The sequence below is a fragment of the Ferroacidibacillus organovorans genome (assembly GCF_001516615.1).
GTDB lineage: Bacteria > Bacillota > Bacilli > Alicyclobacillales > SLC66 > Ferroacidibacillus > Ferroacidibacillus ferrooxidans_B.
Map to the genome: position 1 here is coordinate 39337 of NZ_LPVJ01000031.1, position 25504 is coordinate 64840.

General features: G+C 50.2%; 26 protein-coding genes, 3 pseudogenes and 1 riboswitch. Of the genes and pseudogenes, 8 read left to right on the plus strand and 21 right to left on the minus strand.

What is annotated here, in order from left to right; genetic code table 11:
* Positions 1-11 precede the first annotated feature (11 nt).
* The 4 genes from ATW55_RS08555 to ATW55_RS08570 are packed head-to-tail and all read right to left on the minus strand — an operon-like array spanning position 12 to position 5205.
* On the minus strand, positions 12-1163 hold the full coding sequence (locus ATW55_RS08555; protein ID WP_067715639.1) for a M20/M25/M40 family metallo-hydrolase: 1152 nt from the start codon (positions 1161-1163) through the stop codon (positions 12-14).
* A 17-nt stretch (positions 1164-1180) separates the two neighbouring features.
* Positions 1181-2728: an acyl-CoA carboxylase subunit beta gene (locus ATW55_RS08560; RefSeq protein WP_067715644.1), complete on the minus strand. Its 1548-nt coding sequence runs from the start codon at positions 2726-2728 to the stop codon at positions 1181-1183.
* A complete protein-coding gene (mce, locus tag ATW55_RS08565; protein ID WP_067715649.1) occupies positions 2725-3555 on the minus strand; it encodes a methylmalonyl-CoA epimerase in 831 nt (276 codons plus the stop codon). The genes ATW55_RS08560 and mce overlap by 4 nt, the downstream gene beginning before the upstream one ends.
* A gap of 42 nt (positions 3556-3597) precedes the next feature.
* Positions 3598-5205 carry an acyl-CoA mutase large subunit family protein gene (locus ATW55_RS08570; protein ID WP_067715653.1) on the minus strand — a complete coding sequence of 536 codons (1608 nt, stop codon included), beginning with the start codon at positions 5203-5205 and terminating at the stop codon, positions 3598-3600.
* 195 nt (positions 5206-5400) lie between these two features.
* Here ATW55_RS08570 and mdh point away from each other — a divergent pair, with 195 nt between their 5' ends.
* A complete protein-coding gene (mdh, locus tag ATW55_RS08575) occupies positions 5401-6324 on the plus strand; it encodes a malate dehydrogenase (protein ID WP_067715657.1) in 924 nt (307 codons plus the stop codon).
* 131 nt (positions 6325-6455) lie between these two features.
* On the plus strand, positions 6456-7172 hold the full coding sequence (locus tag ATW55_RS08580; protein ID WP_067715660.1) for a DUF2103 domain-containing protein: 717 nt from the start codon (positions 6456-6458) through the stop codon (positions 7170-7172).
* Positions 7173-7200: 28 nt separating this feature from the next.
* On the opposite strand, the pseudogene ATW55_RS08585 reads toward ATW55_RS08580, so the two are convergent.
* Positions 7201-9330: pseudogene (locus tag ATW55_RS08585) on the minus strand (thioredoxin domain-containing protein).
* Positions 9331-9693: 363 nt separating this feature from the next.
* Here ATW55_RS08585 and ATW55_RS08590 point away from each other — a divergent pair.
* Entirely contained in the window at positions 9694-9945 is a 252-nt protein-coding gene (locus ATW55_RS08590) for a hypothetical protein (protein WP_067715667.1), read from the plus strand.
* A 172-nt stretch (positions 9946-10117) separates the two neighbouring features.
* Here ATW55_RS08590 and ATW55_RS08595 read toward each other — a convergent pair whose 3' ends face one another.
* Positions 10118-10714, minus strand: a complete 597-nt coding sequence (locus ATW55_RS08595; RefSeq protein WP_067715671.1) for a DedA family protein — start codon at positions 10712-10714, stop codon at positions 10118-10120.
* Positions 10715-10869: 155 nt separating this feature from the next.
* Here ATW55_RS08595 and ATW55_RS08600 point away from each other — a divergent pair, with 155 nt between their 5' ends.
* Positions 10870-11478: an undecaprenyl-diphosphatase gene (locus ATW55_RS08600; RefSeq protein WP_067715676.1), complete on the plus strand. Its 609-nt coding sequence runs from the start codon at positions 10870-10872 to the stop codon at positions 11476-11478.
* 18 nt (positions 11479-11496) lie between these two features.
* On the opposite strand, the gene ATW55_RS08605 is transcribed toward ATW55_RS08600, so the two are convergent.
* The 4 genes from ATW55_RS08605 to ATW55_RS08620 all read right to left on the minus strand — a co-directional run bounded on the left by ATW55_RS08605 (position 11497) and on the right by ATW55_RS08620 (position 13857).
* Positions 11497-12354, minus strand: coding sequence for a hypothetical protein (locus tag ATW55_RS08605; protein WP_067715679.1), 858 nt, complete (start codon positions 12352-12354; stop codon positions 11497-11499).
* Positions 12351-12854 (minus strand): anti-sigma factor family protein, encoded by a 504-nt coding sequence (locus tag ATW55_RS17210; RefSeq protein WP_067715684.1) that lies wholly within the window; start codon positions 12852-12854, stop codon positions 12351-12353. Before ATW55_RS17210 ends, ATW55_RS08605 begins: the two co-directional genes overlap by 4 nt.
* A gap of 4 nt (positions 12855-12858) precedes the next feature.
* Positions 12859-13392 (minus strand): RNA polymerase sigma factor, encoded by a 534-nt coding sequence (locus tag ATW55_RS08615; protein ID WP_067715686.1) that lies wholly within the window; start codon positions 13390-13392, stop codon positions 12859-12861.
* Between the two features lie 198 nt (positions 13393-13590).
* On the minus strand, positions 13591-13857 hold the full coding sequence (locus ATW55_RS08620) for a VTT domain-containing protein (protein WP_160327201.1): 267 nt from the start codon (positions 13855-13857) through the stop codon (positions 13591-13593).
* Positions 13858-14381: 524 nt separating this feature from the next.
* Between ATW55_RS08620 and ATW55_RS08625 the strand changes: the two genes are divergently transcribed.
* Entirely contained in the window at positions 14382-14792 is a 411-nt protein-coding gene (locus ATW55_RS08625; protein WP_067715693.1) for a cation diffusion facilitator family transporter, read from the plus strand.
* A 29-nt stretch (positions 14793-14821) separates the two neighbouring features.
* On the opposite strand, the gene ATW55_RS08630 is transcribed toward ATW55_RS08625, so the two are convergent.
* The 5 genes and pseudogenes from ATW55_RS08630 to ATW55_RS08650 all read right to left on the minus strand — a co-directional run bounded on the left by ATW55_RS08630 (position 14822) and on the right by ATW55_RS08650 (position 17579).
* Entirely contained in the window at positions 14822-15499 is a 678-nt protein-coding gene (locus tag ATW55_RS08630; RefSeq protein ID WP_067715697.1) for a sulfocyanin-like copper-binding protein, read from the minus strand.
* Positions 15500-15642: 143 nt separating this feature from the next.
* Positions 15643-16029 carry a DUF302 domain-containing protein gene (locus tag ATW55_RS08635; protein WP_067715701.1) on the minus strand — a complete coding sequence of 129 codons (387 nt, stop codon included), beginning with the start codon at positions 16027-16029 and terminating at the stop codon, positions 15643-15645.
* 15 nt (positions 16030-16044) lie between these two features.
* Positions 16045-16300 (minus strand): annotated as a pseudogene (locus ATW55_RS08640) (metal-sensing transcriptional repressor).
* A 101-nt stretch (positions 16301-16401) separates the two neighbouring features.
* Positions 16402-16788, minus strand: a complete 387-nt coding sequence (locus ATW55_RS08645) for a rhodanese-like domain-containing protein (RefSeq protein WP_067715704.1) — start codon at positions 16786-16788, stop codon at positions 16402-16404.
* Between the two features lie 11 nt (positions 16789-16799).
* Positions 16800-17579, minus strand: coding sequence for a sulfite exporter TauE/SafE family protein (locus ATW55_RS08650; RefSeq protein WP_067715811.1), 780 nt, complete (start codon positions 17577-17579; stop codon positions 16800-16802).
* Between the two features lie 518 nt (positions 17580-18097).
* Between ATW55_RS08650 and ATW55_RS08655 the strand changes: the two genes are divergently transcribed.
* A complete protein-coding gene (locus ATW55_RS08655; protein WP_067715708.1) occupies positions 18098-18877 on the plus strand; it encodes a YwmB family TATA-box binding protein in 780 nt (259 codons plus the stop codon).
* A gap of 27 nt (positions 18878-18904) precedes the next feature.
* Here the strand turns inward: ATW55_RS08655 and ATW55_RS08660 are convergent, their stop codons facing one another.
* Together ATW55_RS08660 and ATW55_RS08665 are read right to left on the minus strand one after the other, a co-directional pair.
* On the minus strand, positions 18905-19108 hold the full coding sequence (locus tag ATW55_RS08660; protein ID WP_067715711.1) for a capping complex subunit for YIEGIA: 204 nt from the start codon (positions 19106-19108) through the stop codon (positions 18905-18907).
* Positions 19101-20012, minus strand: coding sequence for a YIEGIA domain-containing protein (locus ATW55_RS08665; RefSeq protein ID WP_067715714.1), 912 nt, complete (start codon positions 20010-20012; stop codon positions 19101-19103). Before ATW55_RS08665 ends, ATW55_RS08660 begins: the two co-directional genes overlap by 8 nt.
* A 169-nt stretch (positions 20013-20181) precedes the next feature.
* Positions 20182-20304, plus strand: a riboswitch (cyclic di-AMP (ydaO/yuaA leader).
* Between ATW55_RS08665 and ATW55_RS08670 the strand changes: the two genes are divergently transcribed.
* On the plus strand, positions 20303-21121 hold the full coding sequence (locus tag ATW55_RS08670) for a C40 family peptidase (RefSeq protein WP_235587066.1): 819 nt from the start codon (positions 20303-20305) through the stop codon (positions 21119-21121). It overlaps the preceding riboswitch by 2 nt.
* Before the next feature lie 48 nt (positions 21122-21169).
* Here the strand turns inward: ATW55_RS08670 and ATW55_RS08675 are convergent, their stop codons facing one another.
* On the minus strand, positions 21170-21793 hold the full coding sequence (locus ATW55_RS08675) for a GNAT family N-acetyltransferase (protein WP_067715718.1): 624 nt from the start codon (positions 21791-21793) through the stop codon (positions 21170-21172).
* Positions 21794-21881: 88 nt separating this feature from the next.
* Here ATW55_RS08675 and ATW55_RS08680 point away from each other — a divergent pair, with 88 nt between their 5' ends.
* Positions 21882-22463: a TlpA disulfide reductase family protein gene (locus ATW55_RS08680; RefSeq protein WP_067715721.1), complete on the plus strand. Its 582-nt coding sequence runs from the start codon at positions 21882-21884 to the stop codon at positions 22461-22463.
* A 44-nt stretch (positions 22464-22507) separates the two neighbouring features.
* Here the strand turns inward: ATW55_RS08680 and ATW55_RS08685 are convergent, their stop codons facing one another.
* The 3 genes and pseudogenes from ATW55_RS08685 to ATW55_RS08695 all read right to left on the minus strand — a co-directional run bounded on the left by ATW55_RS08685 (position 22508) and on the right by ATW55_RS08695 (position 25480).
* Complete coding sequence (locus tag ATW55_RS08685) at positions 22508-22714, minus strand: heavy-metal-associated domain-containing protein (protein WP_067715724.1); 207 nt, start codon at positions 22712-22714, stop codon at positions 22508-22510.
* Positions 22715-22787: 73 nt separating this feature from the next.
* A pseudogene (locus tag ATW55_RS08690) lies at positions 22788-25165 on the minus strand (heavy metal translocating P-type ATPase).
* Between the two features lie 24 nt (positions 25166-25189).
* Positions 25190-25480 (minus strand): metal-sensitive transcriptional regulator, encoded by a 291-nt coding sequence (locus tag ATW55_RS08695; RefSeq protein WP_067715727.1) that lies wholly within the window; start codon positions 25478-25480, stop codon positions 25190-25192.
* Between the last annotated feature and the right edge of the window lie 24 nt (positions 25481-25504).

Here is a 25504-nt window from a genome sequence, read left to right on the forward strand (position 1 = left end):
ATTCATTTGAGTCAACTGTGATTCACACTTTTGTGATTCGCGCTTTCGCGGATGATTTCAAGAACGAGTTCAGATGCCAACGTCAGATCGCGCAGTGCGATCCATTCCTCTAGCGTGTGAATCTGTTGATAGCCGACTGCAAGGTTAGCAATCGGAATTCCTTTTCCCGCGACGACATTCGCGTCACTTCCACCGCCAGTTGGTCCAAAGGTAGGCGTGAGATCAAGTTTTTTCATCGCATTTGTGATGATCGTTCGCAAGAAGGATGTCTCGGGCAAGTGCAGTGCAGGGTAGCTGGCGGTCCACTGCGCATCCACGCGCACTCCGTATTTCAAAGCCGCATCGTGAAGTGCCGAACTCATGGCTGCTTGCTGCACGTTCAAGCGCTCTGCATCGAGACTGCGCGCCTCTGCAAAAAACTCGACAAAATCACACACGATATTGGTTGCATGCCCACCCTGAATTTTACCGACATTTGCCGTCGTTCGCGCATCGACTCGTCCAAGCGGCATCGCAGCGATTGCCTCTGCCGCAACGACGATGGCGCTGATCCCTTTTTCCGGCGCAACACCGGCATGCGCCGCTTTGCCATAGACACGCGCATGGAGCTTGGCCTGAGCAGGCCCTTCGGCGACGACAAAACCGAGCGATCCACCGGAGTCAAGGCAAAATCCATACTTCGCTTTCAAGCGGTTTCGATCAAGCGCTTTTGCGCCAAGCAGTCCCACCTCTTCACACACGGTAAAAACAATCTCAAGCGGTGGATGTTTTTCCTTAGTGCGCCGTAACACGCGAAGCGCGTGCAGAATGCTTGCCACCCCCGCCTTGTCATCCGCACCAAGAATTGTCTTGCCATCGCTCGTGATGCGGTCATCATGCCGGATCGGAGTCACGCCGTTTCCCGGAGCCACCGTATCCATATGCGCCATGAGTAGAACAACTGGCAGTGAATCATCCCCCGCAACGCGCACGATCAGATTGCCAGACGTCCCGTTTACGGCATCCATCGCGTCGTCTTCTTCTACCGTGCAGCCGAGTTCTTCTACGACTCCGCGAATGTACGCCGCCACATTTGCCTCTTCTCGCGAGAGACTGCCAATCGAGACAAGCGTCATAAAATCAGCAATCAGCGCCTCTTGATCCACTTCCAGTTTTGCTTTCACAGAAAAGACCTCTCCCTCTACAGTGGAATATTCCCGTGTTTTTTCGCTGGACGCACATCCGTCTTATGCTCCATGGATTGAAGCGCATCAATCAATCGATTTCTCGTCTCGCGCGGATCGATAACGTCATCGATCATGCCGGCTTCCGCCGCAATATACGGATTTGCAAATTTCTCTTTGTACTCAGCGACCTTTTTGGCGCGCGTCTCTTGTGGATTGGGACTCGACGCGATCTCGCGCGCAAAGATGATGTTCGCCGCCCCTTCCGAACCCATGACAGCCACCTCCGCAGTGGGCCAGGCGAGCACGAGATCAGCGCCGATCGCTTTAGAGTTTAGCGCGACGTATGCCCCACCGTACGCTTTGCGCAGGATGACTGTGATTTTGGGGACGGTAGCCTCCGAATACGCGTAGAGAATCTTCGCGCCATGCCGGATGATACCGCGATGTTCTTGAGATACACCTGGGATAAACCCTGTCACATCTTCAAACGTGATAATCGGAATTTGAAAAGAATCACAAAAACGAATGAAGCGCGCGATCTTATCAGAGGAATCGATGTCAAGACCGCCCGCGCGGAATTTCGGCTGATTGGCGATGATGCCCACCGACTTCCCATCGAGATGGGCAAACCCGACCACGGCATTTCGCGCAAACCCCGGCATAACTTCAAGAAATTCCTCATGATCGACGATACAGCGGATGACGCGCAGCACGTCATAGACTTTCGCGCCATCCTCAGGCACAAGCGTTAACATGCGCTCATCAGGCTCGCGCCGAGGATCAGGTTCTCGCGCAGGCGGTTTTACAGTATGATTCTGAGGTAGATAGGTGAGCAACCGGCGCACGCCCGCCAGCGCGTCTTCTTCAGATGCGCAGCTAAAGTGAGACACACCGGAGGTTGACGCGTGAACAAGCGCGCCTCCGAGATCCTCGGAGGAAATGGATTCGCCAGTGACCGCCTCGATGACCTTTGGACCCGTAATAAACATTTGACTGGTCTGCTCAACCATAAAAATGAAGTCGGTGATGGCCGGACTGTACACGGCACCGCCCGCACAGGGGCCCATGATCACAGAGATCTGCGGAATCACGCCGCTGTAAATCGCATTGCGATAAAAAACGTGGCCATAGCCATCCAGCGACACCACGCCCTCTTGGATCCGCGCGCCACCCGAGTCATTCAGCCCGATGACAGGCGCACCGTTGCGCGCCGCAAGATCCATCAAGCGAGCAATTTTTTGACCGTGCATCTCGCCGAGCGCGCCCCCAAATACCGTAAAATCTTGTGCAAAGACATAGACGACACGACCATCGATTCTGCCCCACCCTGTGACGACACCTTCTGCTGGTGCGTCGACTTGATCCATGCCAAAGTGTTGCCCACGGTGTTCGATAAACGCGCCAATCTCGACAAACGTCCCTTTGTCAAGCAGCATGTCAATCCGCTCGCGCGCCGTGTATTTTCCCTTCTCATGCTGTGCCAGGATGCGGCGGTCCCCGCCACCGCGCTCAATCCGTCGCTTGCGGTCATCCAATTCGGTCAGTTTGCGCTCCACTGTCACACCTCAGTCCGTGATTCACAAAATTCCATGAGAACACCCAGCGCTTTTTTGGGGTGAACAAACCCCACCCACTTGTTCCCTGCGCCCGGCCTTTTTTTCTCATCAAGCAGTGGGTAGCCAGCCGTTTTCATGCGCACAAGCCAGTTGTCGACATCGTCCACACGATACGCGATGTGGTGAATGCCCGGCCCACGCTTTTCAAGAAATGCGGCAATAGGCGAACGCTCTCCCAGCGGTTCGAGCAGTTCAAGGTGCGTGTTTCCCGCGTCAAGAAACGCGACGCGCACGCCTGCACTCGGCACATCCTCCTCCTCAATCAGGCGCATCCCGAGTTGCTCGCAGTAGAGTGCGTAGCCATCTGTAAGACGGTGCACCGCGATCCCAATGTGATCGATCGCTTCGGGCATCTCCGGTTCTGCTGCAAAGCGCACGCTGCGCGTTGAGACGTGCGCGCGTATGAAGTCAGCCATCTCGGAAATGGAACTTCCTGGCGTAAAGACGGCTGCAATCCCCTCTTCTTTTAACGCGGCAATATCCTCACTTGGAATGACGCCGCCACCGACGACGAGAATGTCACTCGCGCCCCGCGCGCGCAAAGCCGCCGTGACGGCCGGAAACAGCGCCATGTGGGCGCCGGAGAGTGAAGAGAGTCCGATGCAATCCACATCCTCGTCAAGCGCCGTCGCGACAATCTGGTCAACCGTCTGCCGCAGTCCTGTATAAATCACTTCCATCCCCGCGTCGCGCAACCCTTGTGCGACAATCAGTGCGCCGCGGTCGTGTCCATCAAGCCCCGGTTTTGCGACAAGCACGCGTACTGGACGCATCGCAATCCACTTCCTTTACCATTTGCACGCTGAATGCGCGCATTATTGCGTTCCTTGATACTCGCCGAACACGGAACGCATGGCGTCGCACACTTCGCCGAGTGTCGCATAGTGTTCAACCGCTTCAATTATCGGTTCCATCAGGTTGTCCGACGAGCGCGCCGCATCCGTCACACGCTTTAAGGCTGCTCTCACCTGGGATTCGTCGCGGCGTTTTTTTAGCTCTGCGAGTTGCGCGCACGCGGACTGTTCAAGTTCATCGCTAATGCGCAAAAGCTCTGGCTCTGTTTCGTTTTCCAGTGTAAATGCGTTGACGCCAACGACTATCTCTTCGCCGCGCTCAATGCGCAACTGGGTTTCATAAGCTGCCTGATGAATCTCGCGCTGCATGAATCCTTCTTCGATCGCGCGGACTGCGCCACCCATTCGCGCAATTTCATCCATATACGCGCGCGCCTCTTGTTCCAATTGATCTGTCAACGCTTCGATCGCGTACGATCCGGCAAACGGGTCGACCGTGTCGGCAACCCCGCTCTCATGGGCAATGATCTGCTGCGTGCGCAGCGCGATGCGCGCAGACGTCTCCGTCGGCAACGCGAGTGCTTCATCGCGCGAATTTGTATGAAGACTCTGCGTCCCGCCAAGTACTGCCGCGAGCGCCTGAATGGTGACACGCACGATATTGTTGTCAGGTTGCTGCGCTGTGAGTGTCGATCCGCCCGTTTGCGTGTGAAACCGCATCTGCCACGACTTGGGGTTTTTGGCGCCATACGATTCGCGCATGATGCGGGCCCACATTCGCCTTGCCGCGCGAAACTTAGCGATCTCTTCAAGAAAATTGTTGTGCGCATTAAAAAAGAAAGAAAGACGGGGCGCAAAATCATCAATAAGAAGATCCGCCTTGAGTGCCGCGTCGACGTAAGCGCATGCGTTTGAAAGCGTAAACGCAATCTCCTGCACCGCAGTCGAGCCTGCTTCGCGCATGTGATAGCCACTGATGCTGATCGTGTTGAAATTCGGAACATGTCTTGCACAATACGAAAAAATATCTGTAATCAAGCGCATCGATGGCCCAGGTGGATAGATGTATGTCCCTCTTGCCACGTACTCTTTAAGAATATCGTTTTGAATCGTTCCTGACAGCTTTTGAGGTTCGACACCCTGTTTTTTTCCCACCGCGATATACATCGCGAGCAGCACCGCCGCAGGCGCATTGATCGTCATTGATGTGCTTACGCGATCAAGCGGTATTCCTTCAAAAAGCGTTTCCATATCGAGAAGCGAAGAGATCGAAACGCCAACCTTGCCGACTTCTCCTTTAGAAAAAGGGTGATCGGCATCATATCCGATCTGTGTCGGGAGATCAAAAGCGGTTGACAGCCCGGTTTGACCTTGATCAAGAAGATAGTGAAACCGTTCATTGGTCTGGCGTGCCGATCCAAAACCGGCGTACTGCCTCATCGTCCACAACCGACCGCGATACATCGTTGACTGAACACCGCGTGTAAACGGATACACGCCGGGAAGTCCCAACCTGTCATCCGAGAAAGATGCGACATCCGCCTCTGTGTACACTTGTTTAAGAGATATGCCAGACGGCGTCTTAAACTCTGACTTGCGTTCCTTTGACGCCTTTGGTTCACGATCCATAGTTGCACCTCACAGGGAGTTGCCATCCCAATCTACGGGCAAATTATAACACAGATCGCGGACACATCTGCGGGTGATTTACAAAACATCCCGTTCCATAACAACACAATTATATTTTATGAAACAGTTGCGCTTCACCCTTCCCGTTCGTTACTCTAGTAAGGAATGGAAATGCATATTAAGGAGTGTGTATCCATGAAACGGGCAAAGATCACTGTCGTTGGTTCAGGAAATGTGGGGGCAACCGTAGCGCAGTATGCGTCCATGCGTGAGCTTGGCGACATTGTTGTCACCGATATTGTAGAGGGAATTCCGCAAGGCAAGGCGCTTGATATGATGGAATCTTCGCCAGTTCTCGGTTTTGATGCTACCATCACAGGAACCAATGACTATGATGCGACCGCCGATTCGGATGTCATCGTCATCACCGCAGGCATAGCGCGAAAACCTGGCATGAGCCGCGATGATTTGATGGATACCAACGTGAAAGTGATTCGCTCCGTGATAAAAGAAGTCGCGCCGCGCTCACCGAACGCAAAATTGGTTCTCGTGACAAATCCCTCGGATGTCATGGCGCAAGTCGCGTTTCGCGAAAGCGGGTTTGCTCCCGAACGAATCATTGGTCTTGGCGGCGTGCTTGACTCTGCGCGCTTTCGCACGTTCATCGCGATGGAACTTGGCGTTAGCGTGAAAGATGTCACGGCGTTCGTGCTAGGCGGACACGGCGATGACATGGTTCCACTTCCACGCTACTCCTACGTCAGCGGAATCCCGATCGAAACACTGCTTGACCAAGCGACGATTGAAAAACTCGTCTTGCGCGCGCGACAAGGCGGCGCCGAAATTGTCAACTTTCTCAAAACGGGCAGCGCGTACTATGCACCTGGCGCATCGATCGTGCAGATGATTGAATCCATTCTCAAAGATCAAAAGCGCATTCTCCCTTGTTCGGCTTATGTCACTGGACAGTACGGCGTCACCGATCTCTTTCTTGGCGTACCCGTCATGCTTGGCAAAGACGGTGTAGAAAAAATTGTCGAGATTGAACTCTCCGAGGCAGAGCGAAGCGCGCTTCACAAGTCTGCCGACGGTGTTCGCAGCGTCCTCGCAAAGCTTTAAATCACGCGTGTCACGGGGGCCTCGACTGCGAGGTCCTCTTTTTTAAGAGACGGTACCATGGCGTTCGCACGTCGCCGTCTACGGAAAAATTAATCGGCTACGCCGTTATTTCGAGAGAGGAGGCGTTCAGCATGGCAGATCACCGAAGACGCGATGGCAAGGTAAAAATTTTACACACGATCATTGGCGATTTCGGGAAAACACTTCGTCAAATCGCTACGCTTGATGAAGTGGAATCCATCTTGACAGGCACGATCGCACCGTCGAAAAGCTATCAGGAGACGCTTACGTTTCAGTATTTCACTGACCAAGGTCTGAAACTTTTGGCAAAGACGACAACTGCTGTACAAGAAATATTTATCGTGACACCCGCCCCCGATGTCTTGCTTGATGAACTGACCAAGATGGGATACATCACCCGCGAACGCGAAGATGTCCACCACGGTCCGAGCCGCAGGCGCAAGATCGTGCGCGAACCCATGCGTAGTGAACAAGATGAGGATCGCGATGCATCTTGGCACACTGCAAAAAAGAAACGCTTAAACGCACCTCAACGAAGCGCGTCCAGTGTAGAGCCGGAGACGCTCGGGCAGCGCTTGGGCAGCGAACAGCGGGATGCACTTTTGCGCTTAAAGGAGCAGGTCAAGGCAAAAGGCGAGAAAAACGCTCCGCTGCCTGAGCGACGAAACGAAAAAAACGCACAGGTCCGCAAAAAAAATAAAGCAGCCTCATCTTCTGCAGCGACAGAGGAAGAGGATTTCGCTTCCCTTTTTTCGCCGCAAGATGATGAGACGAGCTTTGAGCAACTCTTCAACAAATCAAAACTTGATCATCGCTTTTTCAAGTGACATCCATGCAGGTCAAAAGCACGCGTTTTCAAGACTCGCTCATGGAAAGTTGCCTGACAAAATCGTTGACATTCGTGACAGGCGCCTTGCACGCAAACGATTCACAGACGTATGCGGTCACCTTGCCTTCTCGTGGCACATGATCGATCGTATATGGTGCAAGCGATTGAATCAAGGAACGGGTTTGCTCGCTTACAACAAGTACCGATCGCAAAGGATGAACGTGATCGGTGAGCGCCACGAGAAATGGTGACGCGTCCTGCGTCTTCTCTGGAATTGCGATCACCACTTCGCTCGTCGGATAGAGGAGCCATTGAAGCGCCTGCAGAAACTGGGCATATCCGACGGGATGCGCTTTTACATCGCGATAAAAAGCGGCGATCTGACGGTCGCACCATTCGCGATGCCGCTCTTGGCCCAACATGGCGCGCAGGCGCGCGAGAACGTACGCCGCAACTGAATTGCCTGATGGAAGTGCCCCATCGTAAACCTCTTTTGGGCGCGCAAGCAAGGATTCCCCGTCGCTTCCATAAAAGAAAAAGCCTGAGCGTTGATCATCCCAAAACAGTCTGACCATCTCGTCCGTCCACGCGACCGCTCGCGCCATATGATCTGGATCGTACGTCGCATCATAGAGTTGCAGCTTGGCCCATGCGAGATACGCATAGTCCTCTTGATACGCAAGGTAGCGCGCTTCACCGTCACGATATCTCGCCAAGAGTCGACCGTCTTCACGCACCATGTGCGTCTCGATCCAGTCGCTCGCACGCTGTGCTCGCGCGATGAAATCATCACGCTTGAACACGCGCCCTGCATACGCCAAGGCGCCGATCATGAGTGCATTCCACGAAGTCAAAATTTTGTCGTCACGATGTGGGCGCACACGTTTCTCTCGAATCTCAAACAAGCGGGTTAAACTCGATGAAAACCGCTTTTCACGCTCTTCCATCGGTTCATCCCAAAATGAGTGTGGCGTGTGAAGGATGTTGGCCCCCTCAAAGTTGCCTGCTTCTGACGCGCCAAACGCTTTCATGAATTCATCAACGTCTTTTGCGTCTAGCCATTCGCGCAACTCAGCGGCACGCCACACATAAAACTTGCCTTCTTCCCCCTCTGAATCGGCATCCTCTGCACAGTAGAAACCACCATCCGGCGCGCCCAAATCCCGCAGCACATAGATGACAATCTTCTCTGCAATCGACTGGTAAAACGGATCCCGCGTCATCTGAAATGCAAGTGTATACGCCTGAAGAAGGAGCGCATTGTCGTACAACATCTTCTCAAAATGTGGAACGAGCCACGCGCGGTCTGTTGAATATCGCGAGAATCCGTATCCGACCACGTCCCAGATTCCGCCATACGCCATGGCCCGAAGCGTGTGAAGCGCCATCTTTCGCGCATCCTCATCTCCCGTAAGCGCAGCATGATTCAACAAAAACACCATGTTGTGGGGTGATGGAAACTTTGGCGCATCCGAAAAACCGCCGTACCTCTCATCAAAATTCTTTTTATAGATCAAAACAGCGCTCTCAAGAAGTGAGCGATCTGGCACGGCGCCACGCGCGGGCTTTTCTTCCTGCTCCGCACGCTTTAGGGCAGCCGAAATTTGCGATGCGACCCGCTCAACATTGTCAGGCTCACTCCGAAACACCTGCGCCAAACGCGGTAACAACTCTAGAAGCCCCGCCCGCCCATAGGCTGACACCTTTGGAAAATAGGTTCCCGCGAAAAAAGGCCTTTGCGCGCTGTCCATCACAATCGTCAGGGGCCACCCCCCCTGCCCTGTCATCGCCTGGCAAACACTCATGTACACTTGATCAATATCCGGTCGCTCTTCGCGATCCACCTTGATACACACAAACTCGCGATTCAAAATTTCAGCCACCGCTTCATCCTCAAACGATTCTCTTTCCATGACGTGACACCAGTGACAGGTCCATATATTACTCCATTACCGTATATTGCCACTCGTAGCCCCGCAGGGCTACGAGTAGCCTATGGACAAAAGAATGGGACGATTGAACCTTCGGGCGATGCGGAACGCTTCATCGCACCATGGGTACCAGTCGACCGGGTTGTGTGCGTGTTGAAGCAGATATGGAGATTTCTCGTGGATGAGGCGGTTGGTGAATTTAGGGTCTTGCGAATTATTAGTCATACGCTTTTCACCTCTGGATTCATTTTCCTTCAGTATACACTGACAATGGGATATCTACCCGCAAGTGCAAAATGATCTAGCAGGACAGAAATATCCGTAGGCTCCTATATAGCAGAGGTTTTGCAGACCGATATAACCCCATCCAACTGGCTCCATCGAACGGAATGTAGACCCAAAGAATCCGCGCCACAAAAGGATTCTATAGGAATCTAACTCCATCGAACGAAACCACATCCAACTGCTCAGATTCCCAAAAAGATTCCCACGGGGATTCCCACAGCACTCGACGGCCTCGCCCAGTCAAATTGCAGTGCGACAGGAACGCACCGGGGACATTCTAACGGGAAATGAGGAATCCCCCCAATGTTCATCATTCAATGTTCAAAATGTAATCGTACAGTCGAATGGAAAACAGGCAGCCAAGTCGGTCACATGGAAATCGAAGTCAGCGGTTCTGCGGTCATCTGTGCCTGCGGTCTGGGAATCGCCGAAGACGCGGGGCATGATGCTTTGAGGGAGTTTAATGTGCCACCTGGGAATCGCTATGACGACGATCCACTCGATCCCCGCGACTATTTCACACAGGAGGAGGAACAATATCCCATCACATTGTGAAGGCGGGACGCTCAGAATGGCCTGTCTTCGATTTTTATATGCAATTTCGATACCATTGTTCCAGAACGGCCTCAAACGCCTCAGAACGCCTTAAAAAAAACACAAAAAGTGATGCCTGCGTGAAATGGCGCGTGGGAGGGGTGTTGGGTTGCCTAAAGATTTTGCAACCGTATTATGCCCTACCCCTTCGCTTCCCTCGAACCTTCATCGTGAACCAAATTGCAACGAGAACCGCCAGAACAATAATACCCGGCACAAGGTACTGATGTAGCACCTGATGATACCGTGACCACTCGATGCCTATGTATCGTCCAAGGATGACGAAAGCCGCTGACCAGACAACTGCACTCACAGTCGTGTACATCGTGAACAGCCCGAACGACATCTTGTTGATTCCCGCAAGGTAAGGCACCAGGACGCGGATTCCTGCGATGAACTTTGAGAACAGTACTACCGTGGCCTGATACTTTTGGAATATTACATTGGCTTTATCAAGCCGTTCTCCCGTGATGCCTACATATCTGCCCCACCGTACTATGACAGGTCTGCCCAGAAGTCGGCCTATCCAATAGGCGACGACTGATCCAATGGCATTGCCAACTGTAGCCGCGATGAGTAGCGGAACCAGCTTGAACGCTCCCTGAGTCCATTCGATCCCAGATATGGTGAGTGTCGTTTCAGCAGGGAACGGAATTCCAATCATTTCGAGCAATAGGATAAAGAACACGCCGAAATATCCGTAGTGATGGATCAAAAGTTGAATATGCAAAATGGATTCTCCCCTCAGAGCAAACTTGCACGCAAAGACGGATATGAAAATAAAAAAGTTCACTGAAAGTCCAAGTGAACTTTTCTGCCCATCCGGGCGTCTGTACCGAGCGTCGGGTACAGACCCATAAAAACATCATGAGTAGGAGTGAAAACATGAACGCATTCGATGTCACTGTGTATCATGCAATCAATGGGCTGGCAGGCCACAATCATCTGCTAGATGTAATTATGAAGTTTTTTGCCAAAGACGCACTCGAACTCTATGCCGTACTCTTTTTGATCGCTTGGTTTTCCCTACCTAAATCAAACATCAAACACAGGCACGCCCTGATCGTAGCCGGACTTTCAGGTATTTTGGCTCTACTCATTAACGTTGTCATCTCTCATGTCTGGTTTCGTCCCAGACCGTTCACAGTATTGCCAAAAGGGTCATTTACACAACTGATTCCGCATGGCCCTGATGCCTCTTTTCCAAGTGACCACACCTCTGGTAGCTTCGGATTTGCGGCGGCTTCATGGGGAACGAACCAAAAATGGATCAGTTGGACATTCACCACGCTGGCAGTCATCGTCATGTTCGCCCGCGTTTATGTCGGTGTGCACTGGCCTACCGATGTTATCGCAGGGTTCGTCGTGGGTACGTTCTCTGGTCGTATTATGTGGAGATTCTCAAGGTTTATTTATCCACTCACTACATTTGGAATGAAGCTGTGCGGATTCAAACCGAAAACGAAAAACCCCACGAACGCTGCGTCGATGTAGTAAAACAAGCCGCAAACCTCACCGGGTTCGCGGCTTGTTTCTTTGTCGGTTCTGAAACCATTGCCACATCCATATGGTGATGCCACCTACGCCGACCATCCAAAGAAGGAACAAAAAGATAGGTCCGACAATTGGCACATTCACAAATGCCATGAGAATCGTTGCGCCTATGGAGCATTGGAACCACTTCGCTCGTCCACCTTGGTTAAAGGCACGCGAAACAATCTCCCCCAGCCATAGGCAAACCGCAGACCATCCGACTACACCGACTACGGCGTAACACCCAAGAATAACCGCACTAACCGGAATACCGATAATGGTGACAGCCAAAGCCCCAGACACAACTATGACACCCACACTCGCCAAAAATCCAACCAACCCAGATTGCCTGACAGATTCTACGATGATGTTCGTGGGCCGTTCAATCCATTTCCTCAGCACAAAGGCAAGAAGTACGGGAATCAGGAGCAAAGCAACACTAAGTACGACGCGCACGGCCCAAACCATGAGAACCATGCCAGCACCGAGCAGGACGCTGTTCCAAAATTGAAAGCGAGAGGATACAGTATACTCAGCGTTGACGTGCGCTCCGGGCTCTTTCTGAATCGTTCCCCCCAAATCCACAAGAACACCCACTCTGGCAGTGGACTTGAGATGCACGTTACCATTCACAACGATCAGTACTTCGTACACATCTCCTGAGACTTCAGCATTATTCCCAACGACTACCACATCTTCAATCACTTCGCTTCGTTGTACCGCAACTGGTTTTGTAGACAGGATACTACCTGACGTATCGGCCAAAGCTGTAGGCGTAGTTAAGAAAAATACCCAGAGAATGGCGATGATCGCAAAGCATGTTCGAAAATGCTTCATATCGTTGCCTCACTTCGTGAATGTCTGAGTATTCGACCCATAAGCCTCAACCATATGAAGCTGAACCCAAATGCAACGAACAGCCCCGAAAGTGTCCAGACGAATCCAATCGAATTGCGAAGACCATAAATCCCACGAACGACAGACAAAATCAGATGAAGAATTGGCCAGAACATAATTCCTGCCGGGGAGAGAACCAGAACCAGGCCCATGAAACACGTGATACCCAAAATCACCCCAAATACTGTAGCCACGCGACCAACTTGGGCATTCTGTTTCGTCGAAACCAGTTGACCCATAACCTCCGTCAACATGTCATCTGGAGCAAAAACAGAAGCGTGTGTCTGTTTCAAAGAGCTTCCCATGCTCTCTAGATCGCTCAACATCGTTTGACAAGATGGACATACCAATATGTGTGACTCCACTTGCACTTTTTCGATAGGTGATAGTTCTGAGTCCATATAGGCAGATAGGAGTACGTTCACCTCTTTGCACTGCATCAGTTTAACCTCCCTCCGAGCTTAGAAGTTCACGACGTAACTGCAAACGCGCATTGTGAATTCGAGATCGAACTGTCCCGATAGGGATTTCCAGTATGTTTGAAATGTCTTCGTACTCAAATCCCTGTATATCACGTAATACGAGTACCATTCTGTGTTCTGGGGACAGGGAATTCATCCCCCGTTGTAAATCAATTCGTGCGTCGGCAGCCTGTGATTCATTCTTGTTTGATGCTAATCTCTCTAGAGCAACATTTGATTGCGGAATGTGCCGATGCTTTTCGATCCAATCTAATGCAGTTCGAGCAGTGATACGGGCAATCCATGTCGGAAACGTCCTTTCCTCTTTAAGGTTTTTAACGGACAAGAACACCTTTACGAAGGTTTCTTGTGCAACATCTTTTGCATCAGAATGGTGCTGTGTCACACCGTATGCTGTGCGGTACACGAAGTCTTGATAATTACGAACAATCGTTTCAAAGGCATCTATTTCACCGCGTTTCGCACGGCGCACTAGATGAATATCAACATCATCCAATCGGGGATCACCCCTGTCGCTTCAACAAATATCCAGCTATCCATAGACCGAACATGACAATCGCGCCAACAGCAATCCAATCACCCATCTTTGAATAGGCTCCAAGGAACAGCGAAGCAGCCCCAATGTAGTAGGGTAGAATCGCCACAGAACCAGTCCAGAAATAACGCCAGAATGAAATGCTTGTCACTGTACCTATCATAAGCTTTGCACAAAAGCCGGGACAGGTAGTAACCGCACGAACAGTAACCCGACCGCACCTCGTTTGGCGATCCACCGTTCGATTCGTTCGAAGCGATCAACAGGTAGGCGCGTACGAAGAATCGGGGAGATAAAGTAGCGGGCTAACATAAATGTAAATACAGAACCCAACATCGCCCCCGACCAAGAATACAGCCCACCGTAAACAACTCCAAACACTTTGAAGTACATGACGAGCAACCCTTCGGAAGGAACAGGGGTCATACATATTCCTGCCATCAATACAACGGCCAAAACCACTCCAAGAACGCCCCAAGAACGAATGATATGAGACATCGCATTCAGCCGATCAAAATATAAAAACGACGAAACAGCTAAGACCGTGAAAACAGTAATTAGAATGCCAATAAATTTACGACTATTTTTTGCCCACCGTTCCGAAAATTAAAGACCCCAAATCTCGCCATCGTTGCGCTCACGTTGGACACTTTGTCACCCCCCATTGCAGTAACCCAACTACAAAGACGGCACAAACACAAAATCGGTTCACCTTCAGCAAAAAAATATGGAGACCACATGCGGACTCCTCTAAGCTATATGACGGATCGCATCAATGAGTATCCATATCCCAAGTAGCCCAAGCACAATGCCCGCCAACTTCTCCGACCACTCTCCGAGGTATCGTTTCAACCGACCTCCGAAAGTCCGACCAATAATAGTGAACAATGTTTTCGCTAACATAAAAGTTGACCATATGCAGCCTGGTCAGCTTTTAGATTGACAAACACATGGTGACGAAGTGGTATGTCATCGATCCTATTTTGAGTGTCCTGATTGCTTTGCTAATTGCCTCAGGAGCGTGGAGAATTGTAAAGCAAACAGTCGGGATTCTCATGGAAGGTACGCCAATGGGAATGGATTTGCCGAAAGTCATTCAAGAAATCAAATCAGTTGCAGGTGTTCACGATGTACATGATGTGCACGTATGGGGTATTACGAGCGGAAAAAACGCCATGTCGTGTCATATTGTGCTGGATGGCAGTACGTCTATCCGAGACAGTCAAAACATTCTACGAGACTTGGAGCATCGCATGGTCCATATGAATATCGGTCATGTGACGATTCAAACGGAAGATGGAAAACATCCTCATGACAATTCGGAACTTTGCGCTGCGGTGGAAACAGAACATCATCATTAAAGGAAATGGGACATATACGAACCCTCCAATTAAGAAATTTTCAACACACCATACATCCCCTGCTGTGCATGACCGGGAACCGGGCATAGGTAGTAATAGGAACCCTTTTGCAAATTTAACTGTCCATCCCTTGAATAGAATTTTGCTGTGTTGAGCGATTGAGTCGTGCGCTGAGATAATGGCGGTAGCAAAAAGTCATTATTGATCGACATCATCGGCATTTGAGAGTACGGAGGCGGCGTGGTTGTAACCTCGAATCCGTGCACGTATCCCCAATCTGGATTCACCAATGTCACATGAATCCTCGCACCTACCGGGATCGTGATCGTCGGATTTACGAGTCCTTCGATCTCCCACGTCATGTTTGGGACACCGTGCGGAGAAGCCAGTGCAACGAGATTGACGTTTGATCCCGTGTAGATCACTGTTTTCGCGGCCTTGTTTATTGTTGCGCCGACTTCTCCTTTCTTCACAAGCTGTTGCAACTGAGCGTAGCTCATTGCAGGTGAGTTTGAAGTCCTGGAGCCGTTCATCATCTCGCCGCCCATCATCCCGCTACTTCCTCCACCCATCATCGACCCCATGCCGAAGCGTCCACCTGAGCGATTGAACAACATTCCACCAAAAAAGAGAACGGCCGCTAGTAAGACAACCACCAAGACGATCAAAGTCATCAATAACGGTGACGTTTTTCGATTGCGAACCATGAAGATCCTCCCTCATCTTGAATGTTCCCCAAAAAATTAAATACGCAGGCAATTAATTTGGGGAAACAGGCACCATCGTCGTGCCTAGGCCATACCACATCGCCCAGAAGTCCACCGAGGACGACTCACCTCTCCAGTATCTCTTACTTGGCTTCGTCGATCGCCTTGATAAGACTGGCTTCCACGCCTTCAGCGATGCCTGCCAGTGCCGGATCGCCGATTACGTTCATCAGCATACTCGGCTTCGGCAACCCAATATATGTATTGCCATCTGCTTGATAGACGACAACCTTGCAAGGCAGAAAGTATCCGACAAGCGGGTTCTGCGTCAGCACCTTTTTGGCCTCATGGGGATTACACACCTCAAGCACTCGGTATGGCGTGATGAAATCCACGCCCTTTTCTTGCAATTTCGCTGGAAGATCCAGTTGCCAAAGCACTCCAAACTTGTTCACCTGCAAACTGACCTCGAGCGCTTGCACTGCTTCGTCCACTGTCTTCTTCGTCGTAACTGAGTAGTGAAAATCCATCCTTGTACCCCCTCATTATCTTAATCGCATCAACAAATCAATGGCTTCCTTGACGACCTTTTCCGCAGACTGTTGGCCAGCAACCTCTTCTCGGATACACTTTGCCATATTATTCCAACAACATGATGACCCGATCCACAGCAGACCGGATTGCTGTCAACTGGCTGACAACTTCCTTGCGGCTCTTGTCCTGCTCCATCATGCCGAGAACGCCTCGCACCTGAACTTCAATCCGTTTCAGCCGATTTTTCATCTGCTCATTGTATTCCATCCTTGTCATCCCCCGCTGTGACTATTCATATACCCTATACAGTAACTATCACGATACATCAAACATAAACCTTCTATCCCGATTGACATTCAAAACGCCTCCTATTTCACCGTTTTCCCTTGCCAAGCCATGATGCTGCCGGAGACATTGGTTACCTTGGAGAAGCCGCTTTTCTTCAGGACACTTGCCGCCTGCATGCTCCTCGCACCGATCCGGCATATCACCACAATTTCTTTGTTTCTTGATAATGCTTCGACCTCTCGACGGATTCGGCCGAGGGGGATATTTCGAAAACTTTGCACGTGCCCAGAATTGTATTCCTGGGGTTCACGAACATCGATAAACTCCAGCCTGTCAGCACCCTTCACCTGAAGACGTAATTGAAGTTCCCTCGAACCAATCGACGTAACACCTCTCGCCGGCTCCATCCGGCACACGACCATGAACACAACAACAATCAACAAGAGAATCCAAATAGAGTTTTGCATTTTTACCCATCCTACCAATGAAAAGCCAACAAATTGTCGTACAGCATATACGCAGCTACCACAATAATGATCACGGAAAATATGACTTGCAGCGCCCGCTTGTTCTTGCCCAAACGGCTGGATAGCAGCGTGCCACCAACACCTCCAACAATACCGCCTATCACATAGAGGACGAAAACCCACCAATCCACAAGCCCAGAAATAGCGTACGACACGGCTGTGGTCAGACCAAATGCACCAACTGACAACAGTGAGCTTCCAATTGCCTCAATCATAATCATCCCTGTTGCAAACATTAGGCCTGGAACAATGAGAAATCCGCCACCGATACCAAAGAAGCCGGAAACTATTCCCGTAGCAGCACCCGTACCAAGGACTCGGCCCATCTTGATATTCTGTTTACGCATGTCTGGCTCACCTTGTTGTTTTGTTCTCAACATCTTTACGGCAATCACAAGCATAAGAATTGCAAACAGAAACAGCAGGGCCTTCCCATCGACCATTTTGCCGAGCACCGATCCGCCCACGGCCCCAATGGCTCCTGGAATCGCAAACAAAATTGCGGCCTTCCACCGTACGTGTCCCGCCCGCCAATGGGAGATGAGGTTGATGAATGCGTTGACAGCCACAGCGAGAGCCGTAGTACCAATCACTACGTGGGCGTCATGAATTCCGACAACATATAACAGAAGAGGTACTGCGAGAATCGAACCACCGCCACCAATGAGTCCAAGGGTGAAACCCACCAATCCGCCAGATACAATCGCAAACACGGTCTGTACTGTGGTCATGTGTATAACAATCACCACATTGCCCCCTTTCAAAGTCATTCAAATATATACATATAGGTGTATGGGTATATAACTGAACAAATGAGTAGGCCGGTAAAAGAGCCTCCTATGTGGGGGGCTTTGCCCCTGCCTAAGAACTATTCGTTTAACCTACATTTGTGAAGAACTGGTAGACAGAGTCCTCGATCCCGATGCTGTTATGGGTATGAAGCTTGCTTGAAATACCACTATACCCAACGGGGTATAGTGTATATCTGAAAATCAGACATGTCAATAAGTCAATACCCGCCTGTCACTCCGGTGGAAAACGTTTTTGATGCCATTATTTTTGTTGTTGCTATGTATTGTGTAACTTCTATAAATCGACAGTAAATTCAATTAGCACATGGTAAAGTGAGGGTGGGACGTATAGCCTTTAGCACCTGCGACTGCTGCAGAATCACAGGACAAAATCGAATTGATGGTTTTCAAAAAACGCTTTAGTGATACGAAGATTTAGGTTACGGGGGATCACAAAGTTGAAACGGTTAATGTTGGTCGCCTCACTTGCGCTACTAGGAATGTTAATTGATTCGGCTTATGCCACGTCCAATCCCATTTCCCAAGCAGCGGTGGCTAGCCAGGAAGCGAATTATCTAACAAAGGTCTTTCAAGCGACCAACGCGCATGCCGTCGGATTTGTAATACACGACTACAGCACAGTAAATCATAGTTATTTGCCCTCAGCAAGTACCCAGCATCTAGCTATTGATGTCGCCAATAAATTAGGGCTTACCGGTCTACGAGGGAAAGCACAAATTAAAGTAGGGGAGCATCTCGTGGAATTAAGTGGAAGGTGGCCACAAATGGAGGTTTTGGTCGTTGTGAGCAGCTTGAATCATACTGTTATGGGCCATTTAGACCTGCAAAATGACACAACGGTAGTGATTCGAGCGGTATCTAATACCGACTCCCTGAAGTCGTTACAGTTACGGATGAACTCCATTGTAAACGCCTTGTCCGAATCACACATTACCCCACAAATTGATGCTTACATCCATGGCACACTTCCCAGTAAGCTGACTCAAACCCAGACTGCCAAGGTGGTTGCACACGCCCTCACAAGCGTAGACGCTCACCAGGTAGAGGCCCTTCAAACCCAAGACATATCGAGTGTATCCGCATATTCCCCCCAAGACTCTTTGTACATCGTAACTGGTCAAAGCAAGATGAATTTGCAGGTAGCACTTCACTTCGATCCGAACCAAGGAAACACGAACGTAGACGTCGGTGTTCCGTTCATCACTGACAATTACTAAGTACATAGTAAAATGAACCAGTCGCCATCAGCGAATTGCAGTCAATATTAAGTACAAACCATTGCTCAGTTTGACCACGTCGCCAACAACGGCCAATGCGATTTCCCGCATCAAAACCTCTTGCTCTTTATCGTCCTTTGCTCGAATAAAAATTGCATTTCCAGGATTTATTTGTTCAAGGGAATGTGAGAGTGTACCAATGAGAGCGTAAATCTGCATCGGATTACTCATGCCGATTCACCCAGTTTCGAAGCGGAGAATGCGTCTTTTTGGAAGTCTCAAGAACTGGGGTATGCCTTACAATTTGAATCATTCTTTCTTCGTCGCGAATAATTGGCACAATGGCAAAAGCGATACGCCCATCATCATAGTTTTTCCTCATGTAATGATATCTCTTAACGCCAAGACCTCGCGTCAGTTCAAACAAGATTGCCTGCCGCTGTCCAAAATTGTCAAGAGTCACTCTAAAGTGCTGGTGTTTCGGTTTTACCATCACCGCCATCCCTTCTGTTATGAGCATCTCCTGCCCCCGTTCGATGCCAACTCTATTGGATACAAACATGCCGTCAACGTACAACTCATGATTACGAATATGGATCTGTGCGACAGTAACTTCCGCTAAATCAGCGATAATTTGACCCTTCGTCATGCGAGACAATAGGACAAACACACAGATCCCACCAGCAATTCCCGCGATTACACGTAATGACGGAGAGTTATGTTCCATCACTTCCATAATTATGCCGATAACGAGTGCTACACTGAGTGCGGAATAGTTTCTGGCTTCAAACGTTTTTGAAATCCCATCAATGTAGGCGTGTCCTCGGTGCGTATACTCGACATCTTCCAACAAGAGCAAACTCTTCTGCTCCAATTGGCGAACTGCTTGGAACTGTCGAATGGCGAGGGCCAGAAATGTCACAGCAGTAAAGTTCCCCGTCATGATTGCCGGAACCATCACCGCCCCTAATAACGCCGCCACAAAACCCATAACTACCTGGTTCAGATATCCATTTGGAAACGTTGGATATTGCCGATAGTCTTCCCGGAGTGTAGCAATTCTGCTCATTGTCCCGCAGATAACCGCCGTGATAATTTCAACGAGATGTGGAGTCGAAAGTAGTTGTGAACGCACCTGACGCATCCTTCCAAAATTCTTCTAAGACAGTATTCCCATAAATGACATCAACATGCCAAAAATTCCACTCACCCAGCGTGAAGAGAATTGAGCCTGGAATGCCCACCCTCGTATACCACTATTTCACCAATGCAAGTCTGATAGCGTCGTGATAGGGTTTTGGCGATACACAACAACGCCGAATCCTGATAAAGGTACGGGGGACAACTCTTGGGGTGAATGTGCTTGCACTAGGGCAATCCCTGCCCGAACCCGTCAACTAACCTCGGAGGCATAAGGGGGACACCATGAGTAAACAGCGTTCTAAACAGATGACTCGTGTGATTCTATCGGGAGTCACTGGTCTAATGGCTTTGGGAAGTTTTTCAACGATCGCCCAGGCAGCAACCACACGTAGTGCCGTTGAGGTAACTCGGGCAGCATATCTCTTTTCAACTCCACATTTAGGTTCACACCGAATTGCGTTAGAATCAACGGGGAGTTCTCTACAAACCTTGTCGGGCAGCACGCAAGCTTGGTGGCACGTGAAAGATAGCTTGGGGCGAACTGGCTACATCACAAGGAATACCCACTGGACAACCACCTTGAGTGAAGGAACATCCGCCACGACAACAAGTGGACAAGTATCTACATCAACCGCGGGATCCGCAACCACTTCCAGCCAACTACCCCCTGGTGTCCGGTATGATTCTAGTGTTCACCCGCTTGCACCACTGAATGCAAGCTATCAGGCAAAAGTCGATGCCGTACTGCAAGTTGCCAAAGGCAAATTGGGTACACCATACATTTGGGGTCACAACGAAGATAGAGGACAATACGGATTTGATTGCTCCAATTACACTGCGTACGTGTATCACCACGCGTTAGGATATAAAATGAGCGGTGCATCTCAAGTGCAGTACCATAGCGTCGGCACGCCGGTTCCTATCAAGAACATGCGTCCAGGCGACCTGGTGATTATGGATAAAGGCGGTCACGTCGGAATTTATGTGGGCAATGGGCAAATGATTCAGGAAGGCGGCGGACTGAAAAAGGTTGGGTACCTGCCGTTACATCCTGGCTCCTACTGGTACAAGCACATTACTGTTGTGAAGCGTATGTTCTGACGCAGGGTGGCCCGTTGGCCACTCTGTCCTAGCTATTCCGCCCAGGAGCTATGCTTTCCAGATGAGCCCATGGGAACCAAGACACGATTTATCCATAATATTTGTGGATGAGATGCCACTCCAACTGGTTTTTATCCAATCATCAAATGATATAGTCATTCGAACCCGATTTTCTCCGTTGATGTGGTCTGGATACGGATCACCGTCCTTTTCCAACCCCAGCTTCTGTGCACATCGAATCATTCGATGATTGGCCGATTTGGTGGTCAAACATATCGTCATCGGTGATACTCGACGGAAGATAAAATCTACCCAGAGTGCAAGGGCATTCGTCCCACATCCATTGTTCCACTTTTTGGGTTCAAAAATTGCAATGCCCACTTCGATAGTCTGAGTTACCCTCGATTCCCAATCATACAGTACTATCCCGATGATTGTCCCACCTACCTCGATTAACAACCAACGGTCCAAGCTCTGGCGATCCAAATGCGATTGCATACGCTCCATATACTCTTCAAAAGTGATTTTCGCACTCGGATCCTTCACTTCATCGGAATCACGCCAAGTCGCGTATTCATCCGCAAAGAACCTCTGAAAAAGAACGGATAGGTCCCTCTGTTCAATACTTCGCAGCACAATTTCCGCCACAGTCATTCTCACATGATGTAACACGTCCCGCCACCTTCTTTTTGGTTTTGGTTGCATGGTAGAATTGAAACGCTTATGCTGAAGCCAAGAATAGCAAAAGGAAGCGAGAATTATGAAAAAATTAGTATTGCCACTTCTAGCTATGGCATTGTTCCTAGCCGGATGTGGGACAACTAGGTCAGCAGAAACAAACACCGCCAAGAACCAAACGACAAATGTCTCTACGAGTCAAGCCATTTCCAAGGGTCCCTTGGTTGGAAAATTAGCCCCAGGTTTCTCGTTACAAACGTTGAATGAGAAATCCACGGTTAGTCTTCAACAACTTCTGGCAAAAAAAAAGGTTGTATTCATCAACGCTTGGGCTTCTTGGTGCTATCCGTGTCAACAGGAAACACCTGATTTAATCGCAATGTCCAAAAAATATGCTGGTAAAGTCGAATTTGTTGGCGTCAACATGACAAGTGATGACTCCGTTTCAGCGGCAAAGACTTTCGTTCAGAAATATGGCATATCATACCCTGTGCTCCTTGACTTAAAAGGAACTTTCGCACATGACTATCAAGTTATTGGATATCCTACAACGTTCGTCCTTGATCCAAATGGCACTCTTGTCAATGCTCACATTGGAATACTATCCAAATTGCAAATTCAGCAACTCATCAATCAAGCCCTGTCCGGAGTTGCGACACATTAAAACGGCGGGAAGGTTACCCCCTCCCGCCAATCTACATCCTTTCCTCATTCCGTCTCATAACCAGCGTCGTCGACGGCTTCCTTTAGAGATGCCACACTGGTCTTGTTTTCATCGAAGGTCACGGTTGCCGTTGCCCCATTGAGATCAACCTTGGCTTCTTGTACGCCCTGTACACCAGTGAGTGCCTTCGTGACCGAATTCACACATCCGCCGCATGTCATGCCTTTTACTGTAATCGTTGCTGTTGCCATATCTTTCATCTCCCTTTGTATGATGGTCGTTTTGAAATCCCAACTTATCTTGTATTACACCTATGATTCCTAGCTACACCCCCCTTCCCAGGCACAGGCGACGGAGTAACAAGCTGTTTGAAATGACGCTCACGGAACTGAGCGCCATCGCCGCGCCGGCAATGACCGGGCTTAATATCCCGGCGGCGGCAAGCGGGATGCCAAGCACGTTGTAGAAGAAAGCCCAGAACAGATTCTGACGAATCTTCCTCATTGTTGCCTTGGACAGATAAATGGCATCGACCACTCCATGCGTCCGTGCATTCATCAGCGCAATATCTGCAGCTTCAATCGCCACATCGGCACCAGTCCCCATCGCGATACCAACATCAGCCGCTGCCAGAGCCGGGGCATCATTGATGCCGTCCCCAACCATGGCTACAATTCGACCATCCTTGCGAAGTGACTCTACCTTTGTTGCTTTGTCAGCCGGTAGTACCCCAGCGATTACGTTGGTGATCCCCACCTGTGCAGCGACCGCATTCGCTGTTCGTTCGTTATCTCCCGTAATCATCCATACTTCGATGTCCATATTCTGCAACTCACGAACGGTACTCTTTGCATCCTCTTTCAGGGTGTCTGCAATCGCCACGACGCCCATTACCCGATTTGCATCGGCAACCATGACGGCAGTCATACCCGCTTCTTCAAATACGGACAAGACATCGTCTGGGATGCGTTCAACACCTTGCTCAGTCAGCCAGCGACGATTCCCAATTCGAATTGTCTGGCCATCAACCTGACCTTCAATCCCTTTTCCTGGTATTGCTTCGACATGCGATACCGCTTGTCCAGCAAGCCCTTGTTCTTCCGCATACCTTACTACCGCTGCACCGAGCGGGTGCTCGCTTTGCGATTCGAGCGCCGCGGCCAACCGAAGCAGCTCAGCTTCAGAAACTCCTTCACCCGTCCAGAGATCCGCCACGGTCGGCTTCCCTGATGTGATGGTTCCCGTTTTATCGAAGATTACGGTGTTGATTTTGTGAGCCAGTTCGAGATGCTCACCACCCTTGATGAGAATCCCGGATTCTGCACCAAGGCCTGTACCAACCATGATCGCAGTCGGTGTGGCCAATCCCAGGGAACACGGACATGCGATGACCATTACGGCTACTGCAGCAATCAATCCATGTGACCAGCCACCGAATATCCCCCAAAGAACGAGCGTTACCAGCGCGATCGCGAGCACGATGGGTACAAAAATGCCCGAGATTTTGTCTGCGAGTCTTTGCACAGGTGCCTTGGAACCTTGCGCTTGGTCAACTAAGCGGATGACTTGCGCCAAGGCGGTATCGGCTCCAACCTTGGTAACTGCCATGGTAAAGGCACGTGTTTGGTTGACCGAAGCCCCAACCACCGGATCACCCGTCTGCTTCTCTACAGGCAAAGGCTCTCCAGTGAGAAAAGATTCATCGACTGAGGTGCCGCCCTCGGTAATCACCCCGTCGGTCGGAACCTTCTCACCAGGACGAACTCTCACGATGTCCCCGACTCGCAGTTGTTCCACCGGTACGTCACTTTCCTGAGCATCGTGCACCACGTGGGCAACTTTCGCGCCGAGCTTCGCCAACGCCTCTAAGGCCGAGCTGGATTTTGCCTTGGCCCTGGCCTCCAGCAGTTTCCCCATGAAAATCAACGTAATGACCGTCGCAGAAGAGTCGAAGTAAATATTCGAACTCCCTATGAATGTAAGAACCACACTGTAAACGTAGGCAACGGATGTGCCAAGTGCGACCAACACGTCCATGTTGGCTGCCCCGCCTCGAAGGGAGTGATATGCTCCTTTATAAAATCGCCACCCAACGTAAAACTGGACAGGTGTGGCAAGAACAAAGCTTACCCAATTTGGAAGAAATGCCATCCCGCCCGCCAACATGTAGAACATTTGTGCAACTAACGGTGCCGTTAGCACAACTGAAAACCAGAATTTTACTAGCTCACGTTTATACGCCTGCTGCTTCCGAAGCTTCTCCACTTCTGCCGCCTGCTTGGAAGCGAGTGTTGCCCCATACCCGGCCTTTTCAACTGCTTGATGATATCCGCTTCCTGAATGACTCCCGGAACATAAGCGACATGCGCTTTTTCAGAAGCCAAGTTGACATTCACCGATTTAACCGCATCCACCCTGCCGACCACTTTCTCAATTCGAGCAGCGCAAGCGGCACAAGTCATCCCTGTAATGCTGAGATCAACCTCGCGGATAGGAACCGCGTATCCCGTCTTTTCAATTTTCTCTACAACATCTTTCCAAGTGGTTTCCCCATCCAGAACCACTCGCGCCCGTTCGGAGGCGAGATTGACGTTGATTTCTTTCACACCTGGAAGCTTGGAAACATTCTTTTCAATCCGTGCTGCACATGCGGCACAGGTCATGCCATCAACTGGCAGTGTGACTTCTGCAACTTCGGACATAATCTCACCTCCTGGTTTTCTCCGTTATGCTTTTGTGAATTGCCGAATAATTTCCATCAATTCGTCGATTTTCTCGGTACTGTCCGCATTCGCTGACAGTGCATCTTTGACGCATCCTCGCGTATGCGAGTCAAGAATAGACAAGGCAACTTGGTGAGTGGCGCTCTTTATCGCGGCCAACTGAACGAGGATGTCCACGCAGTATCGACCTTCTTCAACCATCTTATGAACGCCTCGAACCTGACCTTCGATTCGTTTTAGTCGGCCCAAGAGTTTTGCACTTTGTGAAGCATATCCGTGCGTTGACTTTTCCATAAAACCATCCCCTTTATTTCAAAT

Coding starts and splice junctions, on each gene's coding strand:
- mce (WP_067715649.1), bottom strand. CDS start 3,555: ATGCGTCCAGTACGCGTGCTTGTCGCAAAACCGGGGCTTGATGGACAC.
- ATW55_RS08570 (WP_067715653.1), bottom strand. CDS start 5,205: ATGGATCGTGAACCAAAGGCGTCAAAGGAACGCAAGTCAGAGTTTAAG.
- mdh (WP_067715657.1), top strand. CDS start 5,401: ATGAAACGGGCAAAGATCACTGTCGTTGGTTCAGGAAATGTGGGGGCA.
- ATW55_RS08580 (WP_067715660.1), top strand. CDS start 6,456: ATGGCAGATCACCGAAGACGCGATGGCAAGGTAAAAATTTTACACACG.
- ATW55_RS08590 (WP_067715667.1), top strand. CDS start 9,694: ATGTTCATCATTCAATGTTCAAAATGTAATCGTACAGTCGAATGGAAA.
- ATW55_RS08600 (WP_067715676.1), top strand. CDS start 10,870: ATGAACGCATTCGATGTCACTGTGTATCATGCAATCAATGGGCTGGCA.
- ATW55_RS08605 (WP_067715679.1), bottom strand. CDS start 12,354: ATGAAGCATTTTCGAACATGCTTTGCGATCATCGCCATTCTCTGGGTA.
- ATW55_RS17210 (WP_067715684.1), bottom strand. CDS start 12,854: ATGCAGTGCAAAGAGGTGAACGTACTCCTATCTGCCTATATGGACTCA.
- ATW55_RS08620 (WP_160327201.1), bottom strand. CDS start 13,857: ATGACCCCTGTTCCTTCCGAAGGGTTGCTCGTCATGTACTTCAAAGTG.
- ATW55_RS08625 (WP_067715693.1), top strand. CDS start 14,382: ATGGTGACGAAGTGGTATGTCATCGATCCTATTTTGAGTGTCCTGATT.
- ATW55_RS08630 (WP_067715697.1), bottom strand. CDS start 15,499: ATGGTTCGCAATCGAAAAACGTCACCGTTATTGATGACTTTGATCGTC.
- ATW55_RS08635 (WP_067715701.1), bottom strand. CDS start 16,029: ATGGATTTTCACTACTCAGTTACGACGAAGAAGACAGTGGACGAAGCA.
- ATW55_RS08645 (WP_067715704.1), bottom strand. CDS start 16,788: ATGCAAAACTCTATTTGGATTCTCTTGTTGATTGTTGTTGTGTTCATG.
- ATW55_RS08650 (WP_067715811.1), bottom strand. CDS start 17,579: ATGACCACAGTACAGACCGTGTTTGCGATTGTATCTGGCGGATTGGTG.
- ATW55_RS08660 (WP_067715711.1), bottom strand. CDS start 19,108: ATGAGTAATCCGATGCAGATTTACGCTCTCATTGGTACACTCTCACAT.
- ATW55_RS08670 (WP_235587066.1), top strand. CDS start 20,303: ATGAGTAAACAGCGTTCTAAACAGATGACTCGTGTGATTCTATCGGGA.
- ATW55_RS08680 (WP_067715721.1), top strand. CDS start 21,882: ATGAAAAAATTAGTATTGCCACTTCTAGCTATGGCATTGTTCCTAGCC.
- ATW55_RS08685 (WP_067715724.1), bottom strand. CDS start 22,714: ATGGCAACAGCAACGATTACAGTAAAAGGCATGACATGCGGCGGATGT.
- ATW55_RS08695 (WP_067715727.1), bottom strand. CDS start 25,480: ATGGAAAAGTCAACGCACGGATATGCTTCACAAAGTGCAAAACTCTTG.